Below are 18,404 nucleotides of genomic sequence, written 5' to 3'. Positions count from 1 at the left end.
AAAAGGGAAGCAACTTTTATTGATTTGTCAAAGCATAAGGGGGAGAGAGCATGATTACATTACAACGTACACCGTTATTTGATGTATACGCGAAGTATGGTGGGAAAACAATCGACTTCGGTGGTTGGGAATTACCAGTTCAATTTTCAAGCATTAAAGAAGAACACGAAGCTGTACGTACAGCTGCAGGTTTGTTCGATGTGTCTCATATGGGAGAAGTTGAAGTAAAAGGTGTAGATAGTTTAGCATTTTTACAACGTGTTGTTACAAATGACGTATCTACCTTAAAGGTAGGGGGCGCACAATATACAGCTATGTGCTACGAAAATGGTGGTACAGTAGATGATTTATTAATCTACAAACGTGGTGAAGAAGACTATTTATTAGTAATCAATGCATCAAATATCGAGAAAGATTACGAATGGTTAGCAAGTCATGTAATTGGCGATGCGACAGTAGTCAATGTTTCTAGTGAAGTTGCACAGCTTGCAATTCAAGGACCAAAAGCAGAAGGCATTTTACAAAAAGTTGTGTCAGAAGATTTGAAAGAAATTAAGTTCTTTAAATTTAAAAACGATATTCTTGTAGATGGAATTCCAGCACTTGTATCTCGTACAGGTTATACAGGTGAAGATGGATTCGAAATTTACTGTAAGAGTGAAGATGCTGCAAAACTTTGGGAGAAACTTCTTGAAGTTGGAGCAGAAGAGGGCTTAAAAGCATGTGGTTTAGGTGCTCGTGATACACTTCGATTCGAAGCAACATTACCACTTTATGGACAAGAATTATCAAAAGATATTACACCGATTGAGGCTGGAATTGGCTTTGCGGTAAAAACAAATAAAGAAGCAGACTTTTTTGGAAAAGCAACGTTAAAAGAGCAAAAAGAAAACGGTGCGCCTCGTAAATTAGTCGGCATCGAAGTAATCGAACGTGGAATTCCTCGTACGCATTACCCTGTATTTATTGGTGAAGAAAAAATTGGGGAAGTAACGAGTGGTACACAATCTCCAACGTTAAAGAAAAGCATTGGTTTAGCACTAATTGATGTAAAATACGCAGCAGTTGATACAGAAGTAGAAATTGAAATTCGTAATAAACGCGTCAAAGCAGTAGTTGTTCCAACACCATTTTACAAACGTTCAAAGTAACGGGGAGAGGGGTAGATTTCATGTTGCATCGTTATCTTCCAATGACAGAAGAAGACAAAAAAGAAATGTTACAAACGATCGGCGTTCAAACGATCGATGAATTATTCTCTGATATTCCAGAGAGTGTTCGTTTTAAAGGGGATTTAAAAATTAAAGAAGCAAAATCAGAGCCAGAGCTTTTAAAAGAGCTATCTCAAATGGCTAGTAAAAATGCTAACTTAAAAGAATACGCTTCTTTCTTAGGAGCAGGCGTATACGATCATTATGCTCCAGTAATTGTAGATCATGTTATTTCTCGCTCAGAATTTTATACAGCTTACACACCATACCAACCGGAAATTTCACAAGGGGAATTACAAGCAATCTTTGAATTCCAAACAATGATTTGTGAATTAACAGGAATGGATGTAGCAAACTCTTCTATGTATGACGGGGGTACAGCTTTAGCTGAAGCGGCAATGTTAGCAGCTGGCCATACTCGCAAAAAGAAAATTCTTGTATCTAGCGCGGTTCATCCAGAATCAAGAGCAGTACTTGAAACGTATGCAAAAGGTCAAAATCTTGAAGTTGTTGAAATTAATCATAAAGATGGTGTAACAGATTTAGACGTATTACAAAGTGAAGTAGATGATACAGTTGCTTGTGTAATCGTTCAATATCCAAACTTCTTCGGACAAGTTGAAAAATTAGCTGATATTGAAAAAATCGTTCATCAACAAAAATCATTATTTATCGTTTCTTCAAATCCATTATCATTAGGCGCATTAACACCACCAGGGAAATTTGGTGCTGATATTGTAATCGGTGATGCACAACCATTCGGTATTCCAACGCAGTTTGGTGGACCGCACTGTGGTTATTTTGCAACAACGAAAGCATTTATGCGTAAAATTCCAGGACGTCTTGTTGGACAAACTGTAGATTCAGATGGTAAACGTGGATTTGTATTAACGTTACAAGCACGTGAACAGCATATTCGCCGTGATAAAGCGACGTCTAATATTTGTTCAAACCAAGCGTTAAATGCATTAGCAGCTTCTGTTGCAATGACGGCACTTGGCAAACAAGGTGTGAAAGAAATGGCACGTCAAAACATTTCTAAAGCACAGTATGCAAAACGTCAATTTGAGGCGAAAGGCTTCACAGTAACATTTGCTGGACCATTCTTCAATGAGTTTGTTGTAGATTGCAAACGTCCAGTGAAAGAAGTAAACGATGCATTATTACAAAAGAATATTATCGGTGGTTACGATCTAGGCCGTGATTATAAAGAGCATGAAAACCATATGCTTGTAGCAGTAACTGAGCTTCGTACAAAAGAGGAAATTGACACACTTGTAAACGAAATGGGGGCTATCCAATGAAGAATCAAGACCAAGCACTTATCTTTGAAGTGAGTAAAGAAGGACGCATAGGATATAGCTTACCCAAATTAGATGTAGAAGAAGTGAAACTAGAAGATGTGTTTGAGAGCGATTATATTCGAGTAGAAGATGCAGAGCTACCAGAAGTATCTGAACTTGATATTATGCGCCACTATACAGCACTTTCAAACCGTAACCACGGTGTTGATTCTGGATTCTATCCACTTGGATCTTGTACGATGAAATATAATCCGAAAATTAATGAGAGTGTAGCTCGTTTCGCAGGATTTGCAAATATTCATCCACTGCAAGATGAAAAGACAGTACAAGGTGCAATGGAATTAATGTATGACTTACAAGAGCATTTAATTGAAATTACAGGTATGGATACTGTTACTTTACAACCAGCAGCTGGTGCACACGGAGAATGGACAGGTTTAATGTTAATTCGTGCATACCATGAAGCGAAAGGTGACTTTAACCGTACGAAAGTAATTGTACCTGACTCTGCTCACGGAACGAACCCGGCATCTGCAACTGTAGCTGGTTTTGAAACAATTACAGTAAAATCAAATGAAAATGGCCTTGTTGACTTAGAAGACTTAAAACGTGTTGTAAACGAAGAAACAGCAGCACTTATGTTAACAAATCCTAATACATTAGGTCTATTCGAAGAAAATATTTTAGAAATGGCAGAAATCGTCCATAATGCAGGCGGTAAGTTATACTATGATGGTGCAAACTTAAATGCGGTATTAAGCCAAGCACGCCCAGGAGATATGGGATTTGACGTTGTGCATTTAAACCTTCATAAAACATTTACAGGTCCTCACGGCGGTGGTGGCCCAGGTTCTGGTCCAGTAGGTGTGAAAGCTGATTTAATTCCGTACTTACCAAAACCGATTTTAGAAAAAACGGAAAATGGTTATCACTTCAACTACGACCGTCCAGAAGCAATTGGTCGTGTGAAGCCATTCTATGGTAACTTCGGAATTAACGTTCGTGCATACACGTATATTCGCTCTATGGGTCCAGATGGCTTGCGTGCAGTAACTGAGTATGCTGTATTAAATGCGAACTATATGATGAGAAGATTAGCGCCATTCTACGATCTTCCATTCGATAGACATTGTAAGCATGAATTTGTATTATCAGGTCGTCGTCAAAAGAAACTTGGCGTACGTACATTAGATATTGCAAAACGTCTGCTTGATTTCGGTTACCATCCACCAACAATTTACTTCCCATTAAATGTGGAAGAATGTATTATGATTGAGCCGACAGAAACAGAATCAAAAGAAACATTAGATGGTTTCATTGATAAGATGATTCAAATCGCTAAAGAAGTAGAAGAAAATCCAGAAGTTGTACAAGAAGCACCGCATACGACAGTCATTAAACGTTTAGACGAAACGATGGCTGCACGTAAACCAGTTTTACGTTATGCAAAGCCAGCTCCTGTACAAGTTTGATTAGAATAACAAAAGAAGAACTCGCTGCGGCGGGTTCTTTTTTTGTATGGAGAATTTGTGCAGAAATAGTGAAGAAAATGTTAAAAAATTATATTTTTTGTTTCCTAATGGTGTAAAGGTGTAGTTTTATAGGTAGTTTTGTTGAAAAAGTCGGTTTGATAAAAGTATTTATTTTTGTTAGAATTTTATTGAAATTAAGAAGATGTGATGAGGCAAAGCTTACTCATTTTTATGTATATGTGAAAAAACGAACAAGACGGGGGTGAAAGTGTGGGATATCGATGTTATAGAATGGTATACCATTTAGAAAATGGAGAAACAATTAAAGATGTAAAAGAATTTTGCTATCGAGACCAAGGAAAAGTGTTAGAAAGAGTAGCAAATCGTGTAATGGATAATAGAGAAGTGACGGCGATTGATAAACAAGGAACAATCATTTCAATAGCATGTGAGGACATTGTAAAGGTGGAACTTGATTACATAACAGAAAGTTAACCTTGAGTCATATCGAATTATTCGATAAAATAAACTGTTGAATGGTGAAGTGAGAAGAGAGGAGTTTATCATGGGTAGTACAAGACACTTTTATATGTTTATCTTAGCGTTTGTTCTTGTTGTGGCATTAACGATTTATTTAATCGTTGACAGCAGCTGGTACAACACGGTTCATCCGGCATTCCTTCTGTTTATGTATATAGGAATTGCAGTAGTAAGTTTCGGAATGAGAGATGAGATGTTAGATCGCTTTGAAAAGTGATACATATACGAAAGACCAACAGGAAAATGTTGGTCTTTTTTTCTTGCCAAAAATAGGATGCTGTGTATATACTGTATATATAAGGTATATACAGTATATACACACACTGGAGGAAAACATGAATATTATTATTTCGAATTCTTCCCAAGACCCTATTTATGTGCAAATAAGAAAACAATTAAGCCAGCTTATTTTAAATGGTGGTTTAAAGGGTGGAGACCAATTACCGTCTATTCGTAGCTTAGCGAAGGAATTGCAAATTAGTGTAATTACAACGAAGCGTGCGTACGAGGAGCTTGAAAAAGAAGGATATATAGAAACTGTTGCTGGGAAGGGGACTTATGTTTCACGTAAAAATAATGAACTATTAAAAGAACAGCGGCTACGTCTATTGGAAAGTAAGGCTGAAGAAATCGTAAAAGAAAGTAAAGTGTTGCAGCTTTCACTTGAAGAATTGCAGCAGATGATTGCGTGTTTATATAAGGGGGAATAAGAGATGTTAGAGCTAAAAAATGTTTGTAAAAGTTATCAAGATTTTGCAGTGAACAATATAAGTTTTGCATTACCACGAGGATATATTATGGGGTTTGTCGGACCAAATGGTGCTGGGAAAAGTACAACGATCAAAATGATTATGAATTTAATTAGAAAAGATAGCGGCGATATAAAAATTTTTGGCAAAGACAATAAGAAAGCTGAAAAGGACATAAAACAAAATATTGGTTTTGTATATGATGAAAATCATTATTACGAAGATTTAACGTGTGAACAAATGAAACGTATTATTGCACCGTTATATAAAAAGTGGGACGAAAATCAATACCAATCGTATATGCAAAGATTGCAAGTTCCAAAGTATAAAAAAATTAAAGAGCTATCTAAAGGGATGAAAATGAAGTTTGCGATTGCCATCGCACTTTCACATCATGCAGAGTTTATCATTATGGATGAGCCGACAGCAGGATTAGATCCAGTTGTCCGAAGTGAATTACTTGATATGTTGCAAGAAATTGTAATGGAAGATGAAGTATCTGTATTATTCTCAACCCACATTACAACGGATTTAGAACGTATTGCAGATTATATTACGTTTATCAACGATGGAGAAATTATATTTACTGGTGAAAAAGATGAATTAATGGAGAACTACGTAATCGTAAAGGGAAGCAATGATTTATTAGATCGAGAAGGAAAAGAACTATTTGTTGGATTACGAAAAAATAAATTCGGTTTCGAAGGTTTAGCGAAGGATAAACAAGCAATTATCGATTGGTTTGGAAATGAGGTTGTACTAGAAAAGCCTACATTAGACGATATCATCGTTTACACTGCGAAAGGGAGAGGTGCTTATGCGTCAGCTAATCTATAAAGATTTGTTCTTTTTTCGGGTTATGTGGTTAGTGTATTTTATTATGCCCCTTGTTTTCTTTGGATTAGATCCAGATGGTGAATTGTTATTTCCGATGAGTTGCTTACTCATAACGATATCATCTTCTATGATACTAATAGCGATGGATGAAAAAAATAAAAGTGATGTTATTATAAATAGTTTACCTGTTGGACGAAAGGATATCATTATTGCTAAATATATTTCGGGTGTAATATTCATTGTAGGTGGCATGATTTCTACTATGCTAGTTGTTTTTCTTATAAGAGGTATCGCCGTCATTGGTGATATTGGAGTGTATCATCCAAATTTGTATATTGAAATTCCTTGGTATGTAGTAGTCAGAGGTGCTGTATATTCTTTAGTTTATATTACAGCATTATTCCCGAGTTATTATGGGACAAAATCAAAAGTAGTACGTGGAATATTTACAGGTGGAGCCGCTGGGATAGGTGTTATTATTGGAATGTTTATTGGTGACGGAGAAAGCGCTACGACATCATTTATTGATTGGATTGTGAATCCATTACATCTTGGTGTAGTTATAGTTGGATTCATTACATTAGTTAGTATTTATATCGCTTCTATGTTTCTTACAATTAAAATTTACGGAGCACGTGATTTATAGAGAGGAGAATCTATATGCAACAATTGATTTTGAAGGAGTTTTTCTTACAGAAGAAGATGTTTCCTTTCTATTTTTTAATACCCATTTTATCTATTTTTAAGGATTCCGTCGAACCAATGGGGATTGCAATAGGATTATTTATAACATGTAGTACGATTATATATATTTCTTTTTATTATGAAGAGAAAAGTAAAGCGGAAAAAGTATTAGTGAGCTTGCCTATAACGAGAAAAGAGATAATTATAGCTAAATATATTTCAAGCACATTATTTATTATGGCTGGTTTGAGTGTAACTTTTATAGTCTTAATATTAGGAAATATTTTATTGGGCAGGGATATAGTCATGCCTGGATATGCAGTGTTTTCAGCAATAGTAGCAACTTTGATTTATTGTGTAGTAACGATACCTGTTAATTACATTGGGGGATATAAAGCTATTACTGCCTTGAATGTGATTATGTTTTTTCCTTTAATGGGTATGATTGGCCTTATGTGCAATATTTTTGGTGATAAAATAATTATGCTAAAAGTACTCCACTCTCAAGAGGCTACACTAGCAATGGGTCTTCTTGGTATCGGAGTATTAGTGAGTATATTCATATCAATGTTCCTCTCAATGAAAATGTTTCAGGAGGCAGAGTTATAGAAGGGACATTTGCATATTAGGAGGTGTAATACATGATCAAGCAACTAATTTTAAAAGATTTCATCATTCAATGGAAATTTTTAATTTGGTACATACTGTATCCTGTTTTCTTTTATATGGCCTTAACAGATACGGAAAATTTATTCATCATTATGTCAGTAATTATTACAATTGGGGCAACAGTAAAAACATTTGAAGCAGATAGTAAAAATGAGAGTGAAGTTATAGTAAATAGTTTACCAATATTGAGAAAACAAATTGTGTATGCGAAATATATAGTAGCAATTATTATTCTTTTTATAAGTGTAACGGTCGGTTGTTTCACGATGGGAATGAAGAGTGGGGTTAACTTATTTGAATTTATTGAAACGACAATAGTTGCTAGTATTAGCTTTATTTTAGTGTATTTAAGTTTGGTTTTACCGCTATCCTTTTGGCTAGGGTATAAGAAAACTATTTTTATTGCGATTTTTATACTAATAGCACCTATGGCTGTTTCTTCTATTTTCTTTGGAATCAACCTAGAACAAATTCAGCTATATAACAGCTTGTTATTCATTGGTTCAATATGCATGTTCATAGCATCTATCTTCGCTTCAGTAAAAATATATGAAAAAAGAGAATTTTAAAAGGTGCCTTAAAAAAGGCACCTTCTTCAATAACGACAATACGAGAGCAGTAGTTTATAAAAAGAAACGCTATTTGGTACATCTTTCGGAGTATGTAATATAAAGCTGAAAACGATGATGAGGATAAGAAATAGGAAAAATAAAAATAGGATTTGCTTATGTATAGAATTTTGCATATTATTCACTCCTTTTTTAGGTAGTATGTCCAAAAGAAAGGAGTGTATGAAAAATTTTAGGAGGGGAGAATGATGAACAAAAGAAAATGGTTATATAGAATAGGGGTACTTTTTGTTTCAATCGGTCTCATATTAGCAAGTTTTTATTCAGACATACCATCACCGTTTCCTAATTTGCATAAAGGAATTGGTATAAGTATTGTCATAGTTGGTCTTCTTTGTCTTATTGCATCTAACTTTTATAGAAAATCTGAATGAATACAAAAAAGGACAGTTACTCTTTTTCAGAAGTACTGTCCTTTTTAAATAACTTATTCCATAGCTTGGCGATACTCCATATAATGACGATTGCAATGGAGGCAATAATTGACCAAGCAATAGATGCAATTTCAAGTGCCATGCTAGGAAGGAAGGTAAGAATGGATACTACTTTATGAAACAACCATTCTATTATATGAAAACTTATTTGTAATAGAATGACGATACCAAGTGTGATCCATGCTAATATTTTCTTTCCTTTTTCTTTCCACATGACATTCACCTCACGTTAGCTTAATAGTTTTAAGCCAACAGCGCCGCATAGAATGCAGCTTAAGAAAGCAAGACGACGCCAATCCGCTGATTCTCGGAAAATGAGAATGCCTAGAAGTGCACTTCCAGCAGTTCCGATTCCAGTCCAAATTGCGTAAGCAGTTCCCATCGGTAATGTGTTCATCGCAAGAGATAAGAAGAAGAAGCTTACGCCGAAGTTAGCGATTAAAATAACTTTTGGTGCCCAGCCTTTCTTTTCAGTGGCTACTTTCATAAAGAGTACACCAATAATTTCACAAATACCAGCTAGAATTAAAAATACCCAAGCCATTTTATGCGGCCTCCTTCGCTTCTTTTTCTTCTGTTACTCGTTTTAAACCAATTACTCCGAAGAAGATTAAACCGATTAATAAAACTTTTACGATAGAGAAAGGTTCTCCGAAGATGAAAATCTCTGTAAGAACAATTCCACCAGCTCCAATTCCTGTAAAGACTGCGTATACAGTGCCGACAGGTAAATCTTTATAAGCTCTAAATAATAAGACGAAACTAATTGTAATTAATAGAGCAACACCAGCCCATTCAAGTGGTGCCTCTGCTTTTTTTAGTCCAATCACCCAAAAGATTTCAATAATACCAGCGATGATTACATAAATCCATGCCATATGTCATTTCTCCTTCCTACCAGTCGTTAGGTAAAGGGCTTAAAAACGACGCATTGCAAAGGAGCAATCCGTCAGTTTGAAAGTCCGCGCCAAAATACTTTCCAAGAAGCGTCTAAACGTGTCTCAAAACGATTTAAACCTGCGTATAGTAGTTCAACCATAAGACCGTCGAGTAAGCATAGAAAAGCCTCTAAGGCGTCTTTTACTTCAATGTTATGCAGCTCATCTTGTTCGCTTGCTCTTTTAAATACAGGGAATAAAAGTTTTCCGACGTTTTCAATGTGTACATTTGCTTTATTAATAATTTGTTCGCGAAATGCATCAGGCGGAAAATAAGAAGTTCGTAACCAAAACATTGATTCTTCACTTTCACCAAAGCGTTTTGCATAGCCTTTTAATAATTTTAAAAGCAATTCTTCAGTAGACGAATTGGAAAAGCTTTCAATATCGCCTGTGAAGCTCTGCAAATCTTTTTGGAGAGCAGATTCTAAGCATATGAAATATAGCTCTTCTTTTCCTTTAAAGTGTGCGTAAATCGATGGTTTTTTAATCCCAACTTCTTGAGCAATATTTGCCAATGAAGTTCCTTCATAGCCGTAGCGTGCGAAATGAGAAAGTGCTACAGCTTTAATGCGGTTTGCTGTCATTTTCATCCCCTACCTACCGTTCGTTAGGTTCATTATATGAGATGAAAAATATAATGTCAATAGGTGAAGAGCTGAAAAAGAGCGTTATAGGTAACGCTCTTTTTAGACAGTCTCTCGCTCAATTAAATGGAATGAAAGTTCTTTTGCACTGCCGACAATTTGCTCGCTTTGGATCTGCTTATGGAATAAAGAAAAAGCATGTGAGCCCATTGCGAGACCGGGATGTTCAATTGTGGAAATTTCTAATGCCTTTGAAATTTCATGATTATCAAATCCGAGGATAGCAAGGTCTTCAGGTACTCGAATGCCATGTTTTCGAGCCTCTGTTAATAAACCAGCTGCAACTTGATCGTTCGCTGTAAAAATAGCAGTTGGACGATTTTTCATATTTAAAATACGATGGAGTATTTGTGCTCCGTCCTGCATTGTATAGCATTGGTGGAAAATCCATTCAGGATGCAACGTTTTCCCTTCGTTACGAAGGGTATCGGCGAACGCTTTTTCGCGCTCCATGGAATTTACACTTGTTTTTCTTGCTAAACAAATTCCGATTTTTTCATGGCCTTTACTTAGTAAATAGGCAGTACCGAGACGGAAACCTTCATAATGATCTACGTAGATGGATGAAATGAGGGGGTGCTTCATTTTTTCACATGAAATAATAGGGGCAAATTTTGCGAAAGGTTCGATTTGTTCCCAAGAGCTCGTTCGGGAGCAAATAATCATCCCATCAAATTGTTTCATTTTCATCATTTCAAGAACACGAATTTCTTCAAGGCTATCGTAATTTGTTTGGCATAAATTAATGTGATATCCAGCTAATAATGCTTCGTTACCGATTCCTTCAATAATGGTACTGAAGTAGGGGAGGTTAATGAAAGGAAGCATAACGCCAATTGTATATGTTTTCCCTCTTATTAAATGGACAGCATTTATATTTTTTGCGTAGTTTAATTCTTCAACAGCATCTAGAACACGCTTACGCTTTTCTTCTTTTACGTAAGGGTGATTATTCAGGACACGAGAAACAGTTGATATCGATACACCAGCAGTTTTAGCAATTTGTTTTATATTGGCCATATGTATCACCTCTTTCACTTATTATAAAGGGAAAATAATAAGAAAGAAAAAATCTTGACCTGAAAAGCTTTTCACAAACTATGGTATTAATAAGACTTCTTTTTATTCGCGTAACCTTTTCACTTGGGCGTAAGAATGATAGGGGGTCTTTTTTGTTTGCAAAAAGTGTTGTCAAAATGTGTGAGAATAACGTAGAAAGTTTTCAAAGGTGGAGTTTGATGACAAAGCGAATATGAAGAGCATATCAACGCTTCGTTCGTTAAGAGAGCGGTATGAAAGGGCGGAAACAAATTGAAAAAAAGAATCATTTGTTTCGTGTTTTCTAGTTTTGTACTTAGTTCGTGTTCGTTTCAGCAAACGATGCAAGAAGAAAAACACTTTGTGGGAACAACAGGAGGAGCTATGGATCGTGTTACGGATCCTATTCCGCTAAAGGAACTTCCAAAATATTTTCCGGTGAAGTTTAAAGTTCCAACGTTTTTACCGTACGACATTACAAGTGATGTGAAGGGTGAAGTAAGAACGCTTGGGAAAAAGAACGCTGTCTTAACGATTAAATATAAACAGAAGGAGCCAGGTAGAAATGAGTATATTGAGTTAAATGTCGCGAACTTTCCTTATAGTTTTCCGGATCTTATGGAAGAGAAGCGATTTCAAGAACAAATGAAACTGAATAATGGAACGTCTGCTTATTTTAAAAATAAAGATGATTATGAACGTGGTGACGAATTTGCTACGCTTATATGGAAAGAGAAAGGAATTGAATATCAGCTGCTGTATCGGAATGTAGAAGAGAACGATGAAAAGGTAATCAAGCAGAATTTATTATACATTGCGAATAAGATGAAATGAAAAAACTAGCTGATTTATTCAGCTAGTTTTTTGTATGTTATTATTTCTTTTTAATTTTGCCTGTCCAAGATTTAAATCCACCTTGTAATTGGTAGAAATCTTTGTAGCCTTGTTTTTTTAAGTATTGCGCTGCACGACCTGTACGGAATCCGCTTTGGCAATATAAGTAAACAGGTTGATCTTGACGAAGTTCTTTATGGCGAAGGCGAATTTGTGATAACGGAATGTTACGTGCACCTAAAATATGCCCTGCGTTATATTCGTCTGCTTCACGAATATCGATAAGCTGTGCTTTACGGTAGCCAGCGCGAAATTCTTCTTCTGTAAGAGTTTTAATTAATTTTTTCTGATAGAAGTACATCCATACAGTGTAGCCGATAAATGCTACGATTACGGCTAATAAAATAATCCAAGTTGTTGACACGATTCTATCGCTCCCTTTTTTCTTATCCTACTTTCAATATTATAATGCCCATATGTATTTATGCAACAGATTCATTTGCATATAAGAAGAAATTTCGTATTCTTTCACAAATTTTGTCGAATTTGGTAGACTAGAGAATGTGAAAAATAATTGGTTATATGAGGTGCAGGATGGGAAAAGAAAAATGGTGTTATATTAACTCTGGTCAATGTTCACCGGCATTTAATATGGCGTTAGATGAATGTTTGTTAAATTGGCAAAGTGAAAAGAAAATGCCACCAACAATTCGTTTTTATGAATGGGAAGTACCAACATTAACAGTTGGATATTTTCAACGTGTTGAGAAAGATATTAATATGGATGTAGTTAACGAAAAGAAATATGGATTCGTTCGTCGTCAAACAGGCGGCAGGGGTGTACTACATGACAAAGAGTTAACGTATAGTGTTATTGTGTCTGAAGATCATCCGAAAATGCCGAAAACAGTTACAGAAGCATATCGTGTTATTTCGCAAGGCTTATTAGATGGTTTTAAGGCATTAGGGTTAGAAGCATATTATGCAGTTCCAAAAACAGAAGCAGATCGTGAAAATTTGAAAAATCCACGTTCAGGTGTATGTTTTGATGCACCATCTTGGTATGAAATTGTAGTGGAAGGAAGAAAAATTGCTGGTAGTGCTCAAACACGTCAAAAAGGTGTTATTTTACAGCATGGATCGATTCCATTAGAAATTGATTTAGATGAACTATATGATCTATTTTTATTCCCAAATGAACGTGTGAAGGAACGTATGAAGAGTATGTTCTCTTCTAAAGCAGTAGCAATTAATGAATTAACAGACCGTACATTTACGATAGAACAGTTAATTAAAGCGTTTGAAGTTGGTTTTGAAAAAGGATTGGATGTAGAACTTGTTCCATATGAATTAACAGAAGAACAGTTACATGAAGTTCAAACGTTAGCGAAAGAAAAGTATGAAAGTAATGAGTGGAATTATAAAAAATAAGAGATGGCAATTGCCACCTCTTATTTTTTTATAGTAAATTAAGTACTTTTTCTACTTTGATTCCTTTATCTTGTAAAGAACGAAGGCGACTTACAACGTCCATAATTTCTTTGTCAAATGTAACGCTAATACCTTGGCTTTGTAGTTCTTCTTTTAAGCTTTCAATAGAATCATCTATGTCGATGCCAAGCTCGTAATCTTGACAAACTTCAATTGTCTTTTTCACGAGTTTAACATAATTTTCTTGTAGTTTTGAATTTGTTTCAGTCAAAGCAGGCTGCTTCGGTTTTGCAGGAGCAACCGGTGCTGTCTCTTGCTTTGTAACTGGAGTAGGGACTGCTTTTTTTACAGGCGCTGGAGTAGCTAGTTCTACAGCTGCTTCTACGCTTACTGGCTTCGGTACCGGAGTAGGTTTAGGTGCCATAGCAGGTGTTTCCACACGCGTAACAGGCTTAGGAGCAGGTGTAATTGCTTTTGGAGCTTCTACAACTACTTCTTTTTTTGGTGCTGCTTCTACCTGTGTTTCTTCTTGCTCGGCAGCTTCTTTATTTTCTTTACTCCACATAACGCGTTCAATTTCTAGAGAAACATTGTTTTTGTTCATCGCTGTTAATGTAACTTTACCAACTTCAGCGTTTCCAGTGAAATCAACAATTTTATAAATAACACTCTTGTTCCAATCCACGTTTCCGCTCAAAAATAATTCTTCGTTACATTTCGGCGTTAAGCCCTCGATTTTAATTTCTGCGTTTACACCGTTTTCACTATATACCATAATTAGCGAAGCATTTACATCTTCGTCTGCTAACATTAGTTCACGTACCATTTTGCCGGTGCGTACTTGCGTTTTCTTCTTAACTGACATCTAATTTCTCCTCTCAAAAATTCAGTAATAATAAAAAAATCGTATAACGAAAAATAATTGCTCACGAAGATTTATGATACCGATAATAAAAGCATCACGTCAACAATTAACTTTAATTATTTTGCATTTTTCTTATTTTCTTTATGAAATTTTTCAATTTGTAAAATTAGACAGAAGAAAAAACAGCCTTTTGAAGGGCTGTTAAAAATTTGATTTTTTATATAGTAATTTATATAAAATAAAAAATAAGATAGCAATTAAAGCATTTTGCCAGAAATTTAGATGATAAATGAGATAAGGTTGCTTTTGGAAATAAATATTTAAGAATACAGCGGAACAAAATGGAGTAGCAAATGCGAATCCAAATAGAATTCTTCTTTTCCAATTCATTTTCTGATCAAAGGAGTAACGCTTTAATAAATATAAAAGAAATAGTATACCTAGTATAATTATTGAAACAGACAAAGTAGTTCCAAGGATGCTAAAAGGCGGACTTGATAATGTATTGTTTTTTTCAAATAGAAACATAAAAAATGAAATAATTGCATTTATGCCAAACTGTATAGCAAGAAGTAAGCTAATAGAAAATCCAATTAAAGAGGTTTTTTCTAACTTTGTTTGAGTTGGTAAAGCTGATATAAGTTCATCGCAATAAGATTGTAAATTATCTCCAAAGATGTCATAAGCGTTTTTATTTTCTCCTTGTGCTTCGATGAGGTGATCTAATATTTCTAGTAACAGTTCCTCCATTTGTTGCTCGGGTACGTTTGATATTCGAAGATATACTAACATATCACCATAAGCAGCCTCGTTTTCGGAAGTTAGAAGCTCACGTTTTTTATTATTCAATTCAATCATGTCTTGTGCATTCATCCCTATCACTCCCCCTGTAATAAGTTATTTACCGTAGTTGAAACCATTCCCCAGCTTTGTTTAAATTCTTCAAGCTGCTCTAATCCTTTATCGGTTACGTGATAATATTTTCGTTTTGGACCGAGTGAGGAGGCTTTTAATGTTCCTTCAATCAATTTTTCTTTTTGCATACGTAACAATAACGGATATATGCTTCCTTCGCTTACGAATGTAAATCCGTGTTTATTTAATTTTGTGCTCAGTTCATATCCGTACACTTCTTCTTGTGAAATGATGTATAGGATGCAACCTTCGAGCACACCTTTTAACATTTGGCTGTGCATGATTTCACCACCTTTTACTCAGGTAACTTGCGTTGCAAGGTAGCTGTTATCTAAATTATAACATTCAGTAACTTGCAACGCAAGTTACTGAAGTGGAAAACTTTAATGCGTGTTAATTTTTCAACGTTTCCCATACTAACGAGAGGGAGGGAAGCACATGAAACCATTTATGCCAAAACTCGTTTACTTTGAACCAAAGGCACTTGAATATCCACTTGGAAAAGAGCTTTATGAGAAGTTTACGAAGATGGGATTAGAAATTCGTGAAACGACATCACATAATCAAATTAGAAATTTGCCAGGAGAAAATGATTTGCAAAAGTATCGTAATGCAAAGGCTACGCTTGTCGTTGGAGTAAGGAAGACGCTAAAGTTTGATACGTCAAAACCGTCAGCTGAATATGCAATTCCGCTCGCAACAGGGTGTATGGGACATTGTCATTATTGTTATTTGCAAACAACACTTGGGAGTAAGCCTTACGTTCGTGTGTATGTCAATCTTGATGAAATATTTGAGAAGGCAAAGCAATATATGGATGAAAGGGCACCTGAAATAACAAGATTTGAAGCAGCGTGTACATCAGACATTGTTGGGATTGATCATTTAACACATGCATTAAAGCGGGCGATTGAATTCATTGGAGAAAGTGAATATGGGCGCTTACGTTTCGTCACGAAATATTCGCACGTTGATCATTTATTAGATGCAAAGCATAATGGGAAAACTCGTTTCAGGTTTAGTATAAATTCACGATATGTAATTAAAAATTTTGAACCAGGGACATCGCCATTTGAGGAGCGAATTGAGGCGGCACGTAAAGTAGCAGGTGCAGGTTATCCACTTGGTTTTATAGTCGCGCCACTTTATATGCATGAAGGATGGGAAGAAGGATATCGTGAACTATTTGAGCGACTGTACAATGCGCTGAAAGATATGACGATACCAAATTTAACGTTTGAATTAATTCAGCATCGTTTTACGAAACCAGCGAAAAAGGTTATTCAAGAGCGTTATCCAAATACGAAGCTTGAAATGGATGAAGAGAAGCGAAAGTATAAATGGGGACGATATGGAATTGGGAAATATGTATATAAAAAAGATGAAGCAGAAGTATTGGAGGAAACGATTCGAGGATATATTCATCACTTTTTTCCTGACGCAGAAATTCAATATTTTACATGAAAGGAACTTGTATTTGAATACAGGTTCTTTTCACTTTTGCAGATTTAGGCTCGTTTCCACCTTGTCACGTTATTCTTTCTGGTGTATCATTTTATTGATTGCTTCGTACGGAATAAGCAAAATGAAATTGGATGGAGGAAACCGATGCCTACCCCTAGTATGGAAGATTATATTGAACAAATTTATTTGTTGATTGATGAAAAGGGTTATGCCCGTGTATCTGATATTGCTGAAGCGCTTAGTGTACATCCATCCTCTGTAACAAAAATGGTACAAAAATTAGACAAAGACGAATATCTAATTTATGAAAAATATAGAGGGCTTGTATTAACATCAAAAGGTAAAAAAATCGGGGAACGTCTCGTATATCGACATGAATTGTTAGAACAGTTTATGCGCATTATCGGTGTGGATGAAAGCAAAATTTATAATGATGTAGAAGGAATTGAACATCATTTAAGTTGGGAATCAATTGACCGTATCGGTGATTTAGTACAATACTTTGAACAAGATGAGGTTCGAGTGGAAACACTTCGTGGTGTTCAAAAAGCAAATGAAGAGAAAAGTAATTAAGGGGAACGGATGGCGTTTCCTTTTTTATTTCAATTCGAAAAGGATGGGAGAATTATGAAAGCAATTATTTTTGATTTTGATGGATTAATTGTGGACACAGAAACGATATGGTTTCACTCTTTCAGAGATGCTGTTCGTGAATACGGCGGGGAACTACCTTTAGAGGAATTTGCGAAATGCATTGGAACAACAGATGAGGTACTTTATGCATATTTAAATGATCAATTAAAAGAGAAGTTTAACAAAAGTGTATTAAAAGAAAAAGTGGCAACTTTACATAAAGAGAAAATGAAAATACCAGAAGCTCGTGACGGGGTAAAAGAATATTTAGAAGAAGCGAAAGAAATGGGATTAAAAATCGCACTAGCTTCTAGTTCGTCTAGAGAATGGGTTATTCATTTTTTAGAAGAGCTACAGATTCGAGAATATTTTGAAGTAATTAAAACGAGAGAAGATGTTGAGAAGGTAAAACCAGATCCAGCTCTTTATCGAGTTGCAATAGAAGAATTAGGAATTAAGCCATCTGAAGCTGTTGTATTTGAAGATTCATTAAATGGATTGAGAGCAGCAGTTGCAGCGGGATTAACGTGCGTTGTTGTACCTAATGATGTGACACGGAATTTACCATTTAAAAATCATCATCTTCGAATTGAAAGTATGAGAGAGAAAAGTTTAAAAGAAGTGCTTCAAAGTATAAAAAAAGACCGTATTTCCTAAAAGGAAGCACGGTCTTTCTTTTTACTTTTTTTGCCTTCAATGACAGTTAAATGAGACTGTTTTCTTTTTCGTTTCAAAGTGGAAGAATTCCCTTTTTTACTTTTGTCATTAGAAGTATTTGACTTAAAGAAAGAATTGCCTAGGGGTGCTACATTTTGTTTCCCATGTTTGCGGTTCGATTGTTTTGCCGCACGCTTATATGAGCTTTGCGAATTTGCGGAACCACTGGAATTTGTAAACATCTTGTATAGCAAGTAAAAGATACCGACAACAAGTAACATGTACCCGATATTTCTTAATACACCCATGGGATTTGTAATAACAGATGAAACAAGGCCGAATATTGCCAATCCAATAATAAGCACAAATATAGCGAAAGTAAACGAACGACCGTTCATAAGGGACACCTCCTAAAAACGTATATTAAAATTAGTATATTAACGATGAGGAAAG

The 18,404-nt window shown here is 35.4% G+C and carries 26 protein-coding genes; 16 read left to right on the top strand and 10 right to left on the bottom strand.

The annotated features are described in order from the left end of the window. Positions 1–50: 50 nt before the first annotated feature. The 11 genes from gcvT to ACS2FK_RS02735 all read left to right on the top strand — a co-directional run bounded on the left by gcvT (position 51) and on the right by ACS2FK_RS02735 (position 8,469). Entirely contained in the window at positions 51–1,151 is a 1,101-nt protein-coding gene (gene gcvT, locus ACS2FK_RS02785; protein WP_000631769.1) for a glycine cleavage system aminomethyltransferase GcvT, read from the top strand. Between the two features lie 20 nt (positions 1,152–1,171). Further along, the gene (gene gcvPA, locus ACS2FK_RS02780; RefSeq protein WP_000903240.1) at positions 1,172–2,515 is read left to right on the top strand and encodes an aminomethyl-transferring glycine dehydrogenase subunit 1; all 1,344 of its coding nucleotides are present in this window, start codon (positions 1,172–1,174) and stop codon (positions 2,513–2,515) included. Further along, a complete protein-coding gene (gene gcvPB, locus ACS2FK_RS02775) occupies positions 2,512–3,987 on the top strand; it encodes an aminomethyl-transferring glycine dehydrogenase subunit 2 (protein ID WP_000795695.1) in 1,476 nt (491 codons plus the stop codon). The genes gcvPA and gcvPB overlap by 4 nt, the downstream gene beginning before the upstream one ends. A 291-nt stretch (positions 3,988–4,278) precedes the next feature. Next, positions 4,279–4,482: a DUF3929 family protein gene (locus ACS2FK_RS02770; RefSeq protein WP_000262496.1), complete on the top strand. Its 204-nt coding sequence runs from the start codon at positions 4,279–4,281 to the stop codon at positions 4,480–4,482. 70 nt (positions 4,483–4,552) lie between these two features. Beyond that, on the top strand, positions 4,553–4,744 hold the full coding sequence (locus tag ACS2FK_RS02765; protein WP_000535933.1) for a hypothetical protein: 192 nt from the start codon (positions 4,553–4,555) through the stop codon (positions 4,742–4,744). Positions 4,745–4,862: 118 nt separating this feature from the next. After that, a complete protein-coding gene (locus ACS2FK_RS02760) occupies positions 4,863–5,237 on the top strand; it encodes a GntR family transcriptional regulator (protein ID WP_001021349.1) in 375 nt (124 codons plus the stop codon). Positions 5,238–5,240: 3 nt separating this feature from the next. Beyond that, positions 5,241–6,113, top strand: a complete 873-nt coding sequence (locus tag ACS2FK_RS02755; RefSeq protein ID WP_000891323.1) for an ABC transporter ATP-binding protein — start codon at positions 5,241–5,243, stop codon at positions 6,111–6,113. Beyond that, a complete protein-coding gene (locus ACS2FK_RS02750; protein WP_063548632.1) occupies positions 6,094–6,759 on the top strand; it encodes an ABC-2 transporter permease in 666 nt (221 codons plus the stop codon). Before ACS2FK_RS02755 ends, ACS2FK_RS02750 begins: the two co-directional genes overlap by 20 nt. Before the next feature lie 14 nt (positions 6,760–6,773). Then, complete coding sequence (locus tag ACS2FK_RS02745) at positions 6,774–7,406, top strand: ABC-2 transporter permease (protein WP_063548630.1); 633 nt, start codon at positions 6,774–6,776, stop codon at positions 7,404–7,406. Positions 7,407–7,438: 32 nt separating this feature from the next. Further along, on the top strand, positions 7,439–8,035 hold the full coding sequence (locus ACS2FK_RS02740; protein WP_063548628.1) for an ABC-2 transporter permease: 597 nt from the start codon (positions 7,439–7,441) through the stop codon (positions 8,033–8,035). Between the two features lie 245 nt (positions 8,036–8,280). Then, positions 8,281–8,469: a hypothetical protein gene (locus tag ACS2FK_RS02735; RefSeq protein ID WP_003271658.1), complete on the top strand. Its 189-nt coding sequence runs from the start codon at positions 8,281–8,283 to the stop codon at positions 8,467–8,469. A gap of 16 nt (positions 8,470–8,485) precedes the next feature. On the opposite strand, the gene ACS2FK_RS02730 is transcribed toward ACS2FK_RS02735, so the two are convergent. From ACS2FK_RS02730 to ACS2FK_RS02710, 5 genes are all read right to left on the bottom strand, one after another. Next, positions 8,486–8,743, bottom strand: coding sequence for a DUF3975 family protein (locus ACS2FK_RS02730; protein WP_000265371.1), 258 nt, complete (start codon positions 8,741–8,743; stop codon positions 8,486–8,488). Between the two features lie 15 nt (positions 8,744–8,758). Next, positions 8,759–9,073 (bottom strand): DMT family transporter, encoded by a 315-nt coding sequence (locus ACS2FK_RS02725; RefSeq protein ID WP_000312623.1) that lies wholly within the window; start codon positions 9,071–9,073, stop codon positions 8,759–8,761. Between the two features lies 1 nt (position 9,074). After that, complete coding sequence (locus tag ACS2FK_RS02720; protein WP_000312339.1) at positions 9,075–9,407, bottom strand: DMT family transporter; 333 nt, start codon at positions 9,405–9,407, stop codon at positions 9,075–9,077. Between the two features lie 71 nt (positions 9,408–9,478). After that, entirely contained in the window at positions 9,479–10,060 is a 582-nt protein-coding gene (locus tag ACS2FK_RS02715) for a TetR/AcrR family transcriptional regulator (RefSeq protein WP_002005730.1), read from the bottom strand. Positions 10,061–10,156: 96 nt separating this feature from the next. Continuing rightward, complete coding sequence (locus ACS2FK_RS02710; protein ID WP_001273986.1) at positions 10,157–11,134, bottom strand: LacI family DNA-binding transcriptional regulator; 978 nt, start codon at positions 11,132–11,134, stop codon at positions 10,157–10,159. A 315-nt stretch (positions 11,135–11,449) separates the two neighbouring features. Here ACS2FK_RS02710 and ACS2FK_RS02705 point away from each other — a divergent pair, with 315 nt between their 5' ends. Continuing rightward, positions 11,450–11,986, top strand: coding sequence for a hypothetical protein (locus tag ACS2FK_RS02705; RefSeq protein ID WP_033695179.1), 537 nt, complete (start codon positions 11,450–11,452; stop codon positions 11,984–11,986). Positions 11,987–12,026: 40 nt separating this feature from the next. Here ACS2FK_RS02705 and ACS2FK_RS02700 read toward each other — a convergent pair whose 3' ends face one another. Next, on the bottom strand, positions 12,027–12,410 hold the full coding sequence (locus ACS2FK_RS02700; RefSeq protein WP_000108653.1) for a rhodanese-like domain-containing protein: 384 nt from the start codon (positions 12,408–12,410) through the stop codon (positions 12,027–12,029). A 170-nt stretch (positions 12,411–12,580) separates the two neighbouring features. Between ACS2FK_RS02700 and ACS2FK_RS02695 the strand changes: the two genes are divergently transcribed. Beyond that, complete coding sequence (locus tag ACS2FK_RS02695; RefSeq protein ID WP_063548626.1) at positions 12,581–13,417, top strand: lipoate--protein ligase family protein; 837 nt, start codon at positions 12,581–12,583, stop codon at positions 13,415–13,417. A gap of 28 nt (positions 13,418–13,445) precedes the next feature. Here the strand turns inward: ACS2FK_RS02695 and ACS2FK_RS02690 are convergent, their stop codons facing one another. The 3 genes from ACS2FK_RS02690 to ACS2FK_RS02680 all read right to left on the bottom strand — a co-directional run bounded on the left by ACS2FK_RS02690 (position 13,446) and on the right by ACS2FK_RS02680 (position 15,478). Next, the gene (locus ACS2FK_RS02690; protein ID WP_000111894.1) at positions 13,446–14,282 is read right to left on the bottom strand and encodes a hypothetical protein; all 837 of its coding nucleotides are present in this window, start codon (positions 14,280–14,282) and stop codon (positions 13,446–13,448) included. A gap of 201 nt (positions 14,283–14,483) precedes the next feature. Then, positions 14,484–15,155, bottom strand: coding sequence for a DUF1129 family protein (locus tag ACS2FK_RS02685; RefSeq protein WP_000993586.1), 672 nt, complete (start codon positions 15,153–15,155; stop codon positions 14,484–14,486). 5 nt (positions 15,156–15,160) lie between these two features. After that, positions 15,161–15,478: a PadR family transcriptional regulator gene (locus tag ACS2FK_RS02680; protein WP_000556083.1), complete on the bottom strand. Its 318-nt coding sequence runs from the start codon at positions 15,476–15,478 to the stop codon at positions 15,161–15,163. 157 nt (positions 15,479–15,635) lie between these two features. Between ACS2FK_RS02680 and splB the strand changes: the two genes are divergently transcribed. The 3 genes from splB (at position 15,636) to ACS2FK_RS02665 (ending at position 17,951) form a co-directional block, all read left to right on the top strand. Continuing rightward, positions 15,636–16,661 (top strand): spore photoproduct lyase, encoded by a 1,026-nt coding sequence (gene splB / locus ACS2FK_RS02675; protein WP_000802109.1) that lies wholly within the window; start codon positions 15,636–15,638, stop codon positions 16,659–16,661. A gap of 144 nt (positions 16,662–16,805) precedes the next feature. Then, positions 16,806–17,234, top strand: a complete 429-nt coding sequence (mntR, locus tag ACS2FK_RS02670) for a transcriptional regulator MntR (RefSeq protein ID WP_001143080.1) — start codon at positions 16,806–16,808, stop codon at positions 17,232–17,234. A 54-nt stretch (positions 17,235–17,288) separates the two neighbouring features. Then, a complete protein-coding gene (locus tag ACS2FK_RS02665) occupies positions 17,289–17,951 on the top strand; it encodes an HAD family hydrolase (RefSeq protein ID WP_053565474.1) in 663 nt (220 codons plus the stop codon). On the opposite strand, the gene ACS2FK_RS02660 is transcribed toward ACS2FK_RS02665, so the two are convergent. Continuing rightward, on the bottom strand, positions 17,948–18,349 hold the full coding sequence (locus tag ACS2FK_RS02660; protein WP_001014463.1) for an SA1362 family protein: 402 nt from the start codon (positions 18,347–18,349) through the stop codon (positions 17,948–17,950). The two genes, ACS2FK_RS02665 and ACS2FK_RS02660, sit on opposite strands and share 4 nt — an antisense overlap. Positions 18,350–18,404 lie beyond the last annotated feature (55 nt).

It is taken from the genome of Bacillus cereus group sp. BceL220, from assembly GCF_051776965.1.
Classification (GTDB): domain Bacteria; phylum Bacillota; class Bacilli; order Bacillales; family Bacillaceae_G; genus Bacillus_A; species Bacillus_A cereus.
The sequence above is the reverse complement of the archived record's forward strand: the minus strand, read 5'-3'. Positions and strand labels throughout refer to the sequence as shown.

What these genes read in the sequence shown, in the direction of transcription:
- ACS2FK_RS02745 (WP_063548630.1), top strand. Translation starts at nt 6,774, where the DNA reads ATGCAACAATTGATTTTGAAGGAGTTTTTCTTACAGAAGAAGATGTTT.
- mntR (WP_001143080.1), top strand. Translation starts at nt 16,806, where the DNA reads ATGCCTACCCCTAGTATGGAAGATTATATTGAACAAATTTATTTGTTG.
- ACS2FK_RS02755 (WP_000891323.1), top strand. Translation starts at nt 5,241, where the DNA reads ATGTTAGAGCTAAAAAATGTTTGTAAAAGTTATCAAGATTTTGCAGTG.
- ACS2FK_RS02695 (WP_063548626.1), top strand. Translation starts at nt 12,581, where the DNA reads ATGGGAAAAGAAAAATGGTGTTATATTAACTCTGGTCAATGTTCACCG.
- ACS2FK_RS02725 (WP_000312623.1), bottom strand. Translation starts at nt 9,073, where the DNA reads ATGGCTTGGGTATTTTTAATTCTAGCTGGTATTTGTGAAATTATTGGT.
- ACS2FK_RS02740 (WP_063548628.1), top strand. Translation starts at nt 7,439, where the DNA reads ATGATCAAGCAACTAATTTTAAAAGATTTCATCATTCAATGGAAATTT.
- ACS2FK_RS02765 (WP_000535933.1), top strand. Translation starts at nt 4,553, where the DNA reads ATGGGTAGTACAAGACACTTTTATATGTTTATCTTAGCGTTTGTTCTT.
- ACS2FK_RS02715 (WP_002005730.1), bottom strand. Translation starts at nt 10,060, where the DNA reads ATGAAAATGACAGCAAACCGCATTAAAGCTGTAGCACTTTCTCATTTC.
- ACS2FK_RS02665 (WP_053565474.1), top strand. Translation starts at nt 17,289, where the DNA reads ATGAAAGCAATTATTTTTGATTTTGATGGATTAATTGTGGACACAGAA.
- ACS2FK_RS02735 (WP_003271658.1), top strand. Translation starts at nt 8,281, where the DNA reads ATGATGAACAAAAGAAAATGGTTATATAGAATAGGGGTACTTTTTGTT.
- ACS2FK_RS02710 (WP_001273986.1), bottom strand. Translation starts at nt 11,134, where the DNA reads ATGGCCAATATAAAACAAATTGCTAAAACTGCTGGTGTATCGATATCA.
- ACS2FK_RS02660 (WP_001014463.1), bottom strand. Translation starts at nt 18,349, where the DNA reads ATGAACGGTCGTTCGTTTACTTTCGCTATATTTGTGCTTATTATTGGA.
- ACS2FK_RS02685 (WP_000993586.1), bottom strand. Translation starts at nt 15,155, where the DNA reads ATGAATGCACAAGACATGATTGAATTGAATAATAAAAAACGTGAGCTT.
- splB (WP_000802109.1), top strand. Translation starts at nt 15,636, where the DNA reads ATGAAACCATTTATGCCAAAACTCGTTTACTTTGAACCAAAGGCACTT.
- ACS2FK_RS02720 (WP_000312339.1), bottom strand. Translation starts at nt 9,407, where the DNA reads ATGGCATGGATTTATGTAATCATCGCTGGTATTATTGAAATCTTTTGG.
- gcvPB (WP_000795695.1), top strand. Translation starts at nt 2,512, where the DNA reads ATGAAGAATCAAGACCAAGCACTTATCTTTGAAGTGAGTAAAGAAGGA.
- ACS2FK_RS02750 (WP_063548632.1), top strand. Translation starts at nt 6,094, where the DNA reads ATGCGTCAGCTAATCTATAAAGATTTGTTCTTTTTTCGGGTTATGTGG.
- ACS2FK_RS02760 (WP_001021349.1), top strand. Translation starts at nt 4,863, where the DNA reads ATGAATATTATTATTTCGAATTCTTCCCAAGACCCTATTTATGTGCAA.
- ACS2FK_RS02770 (WP_000262496.1), top strand. Translation starts at nt 4,279, where the DNA reads ATGGTATACCATTTAGAAAATGGAGAAACAATTAAAGATGTAAAAGAA.
- gcvT (WP_000631769.1), top strand. Translation starts at nt 51, where the DNA reads ATGATTACATTACAACGTACACCGTTATTTGATGTATACGCGAAGTAT.
- ACS2FK_RS02730 (WP_000265371.1), bottom strand. Translation starts at nt 8,743, where the DNA reads ATGTGGAAAGAAAAAGGAAAGAAAATATTAGCATGGATCACACTTGGT.
- ACS2FK_RS02690 (WP_000111894.1), bottom strand. Translation starts at nt 14,282, where the DNA reads ATGTCAGTTAAGAAGAAAACGCAAGTACGCACCGGCAAAATGGTACGT.
- ACS2FK_RS02680 (WP_000556083.1), bottom strand. Translation starts at nt 15,478, where the DNA reads ATGCACAGCCAAATGTTAAAAGGTGTGCTCGAAGGTTGCATCCTATAC.
- gcvPA (WP_000903240.1), top strand. Translation starts at nt 1,172, where the DNA reads ATGTTGCATCGTTATCTTCCAATGACAGAAGAAGACAAAAAAGAAATG.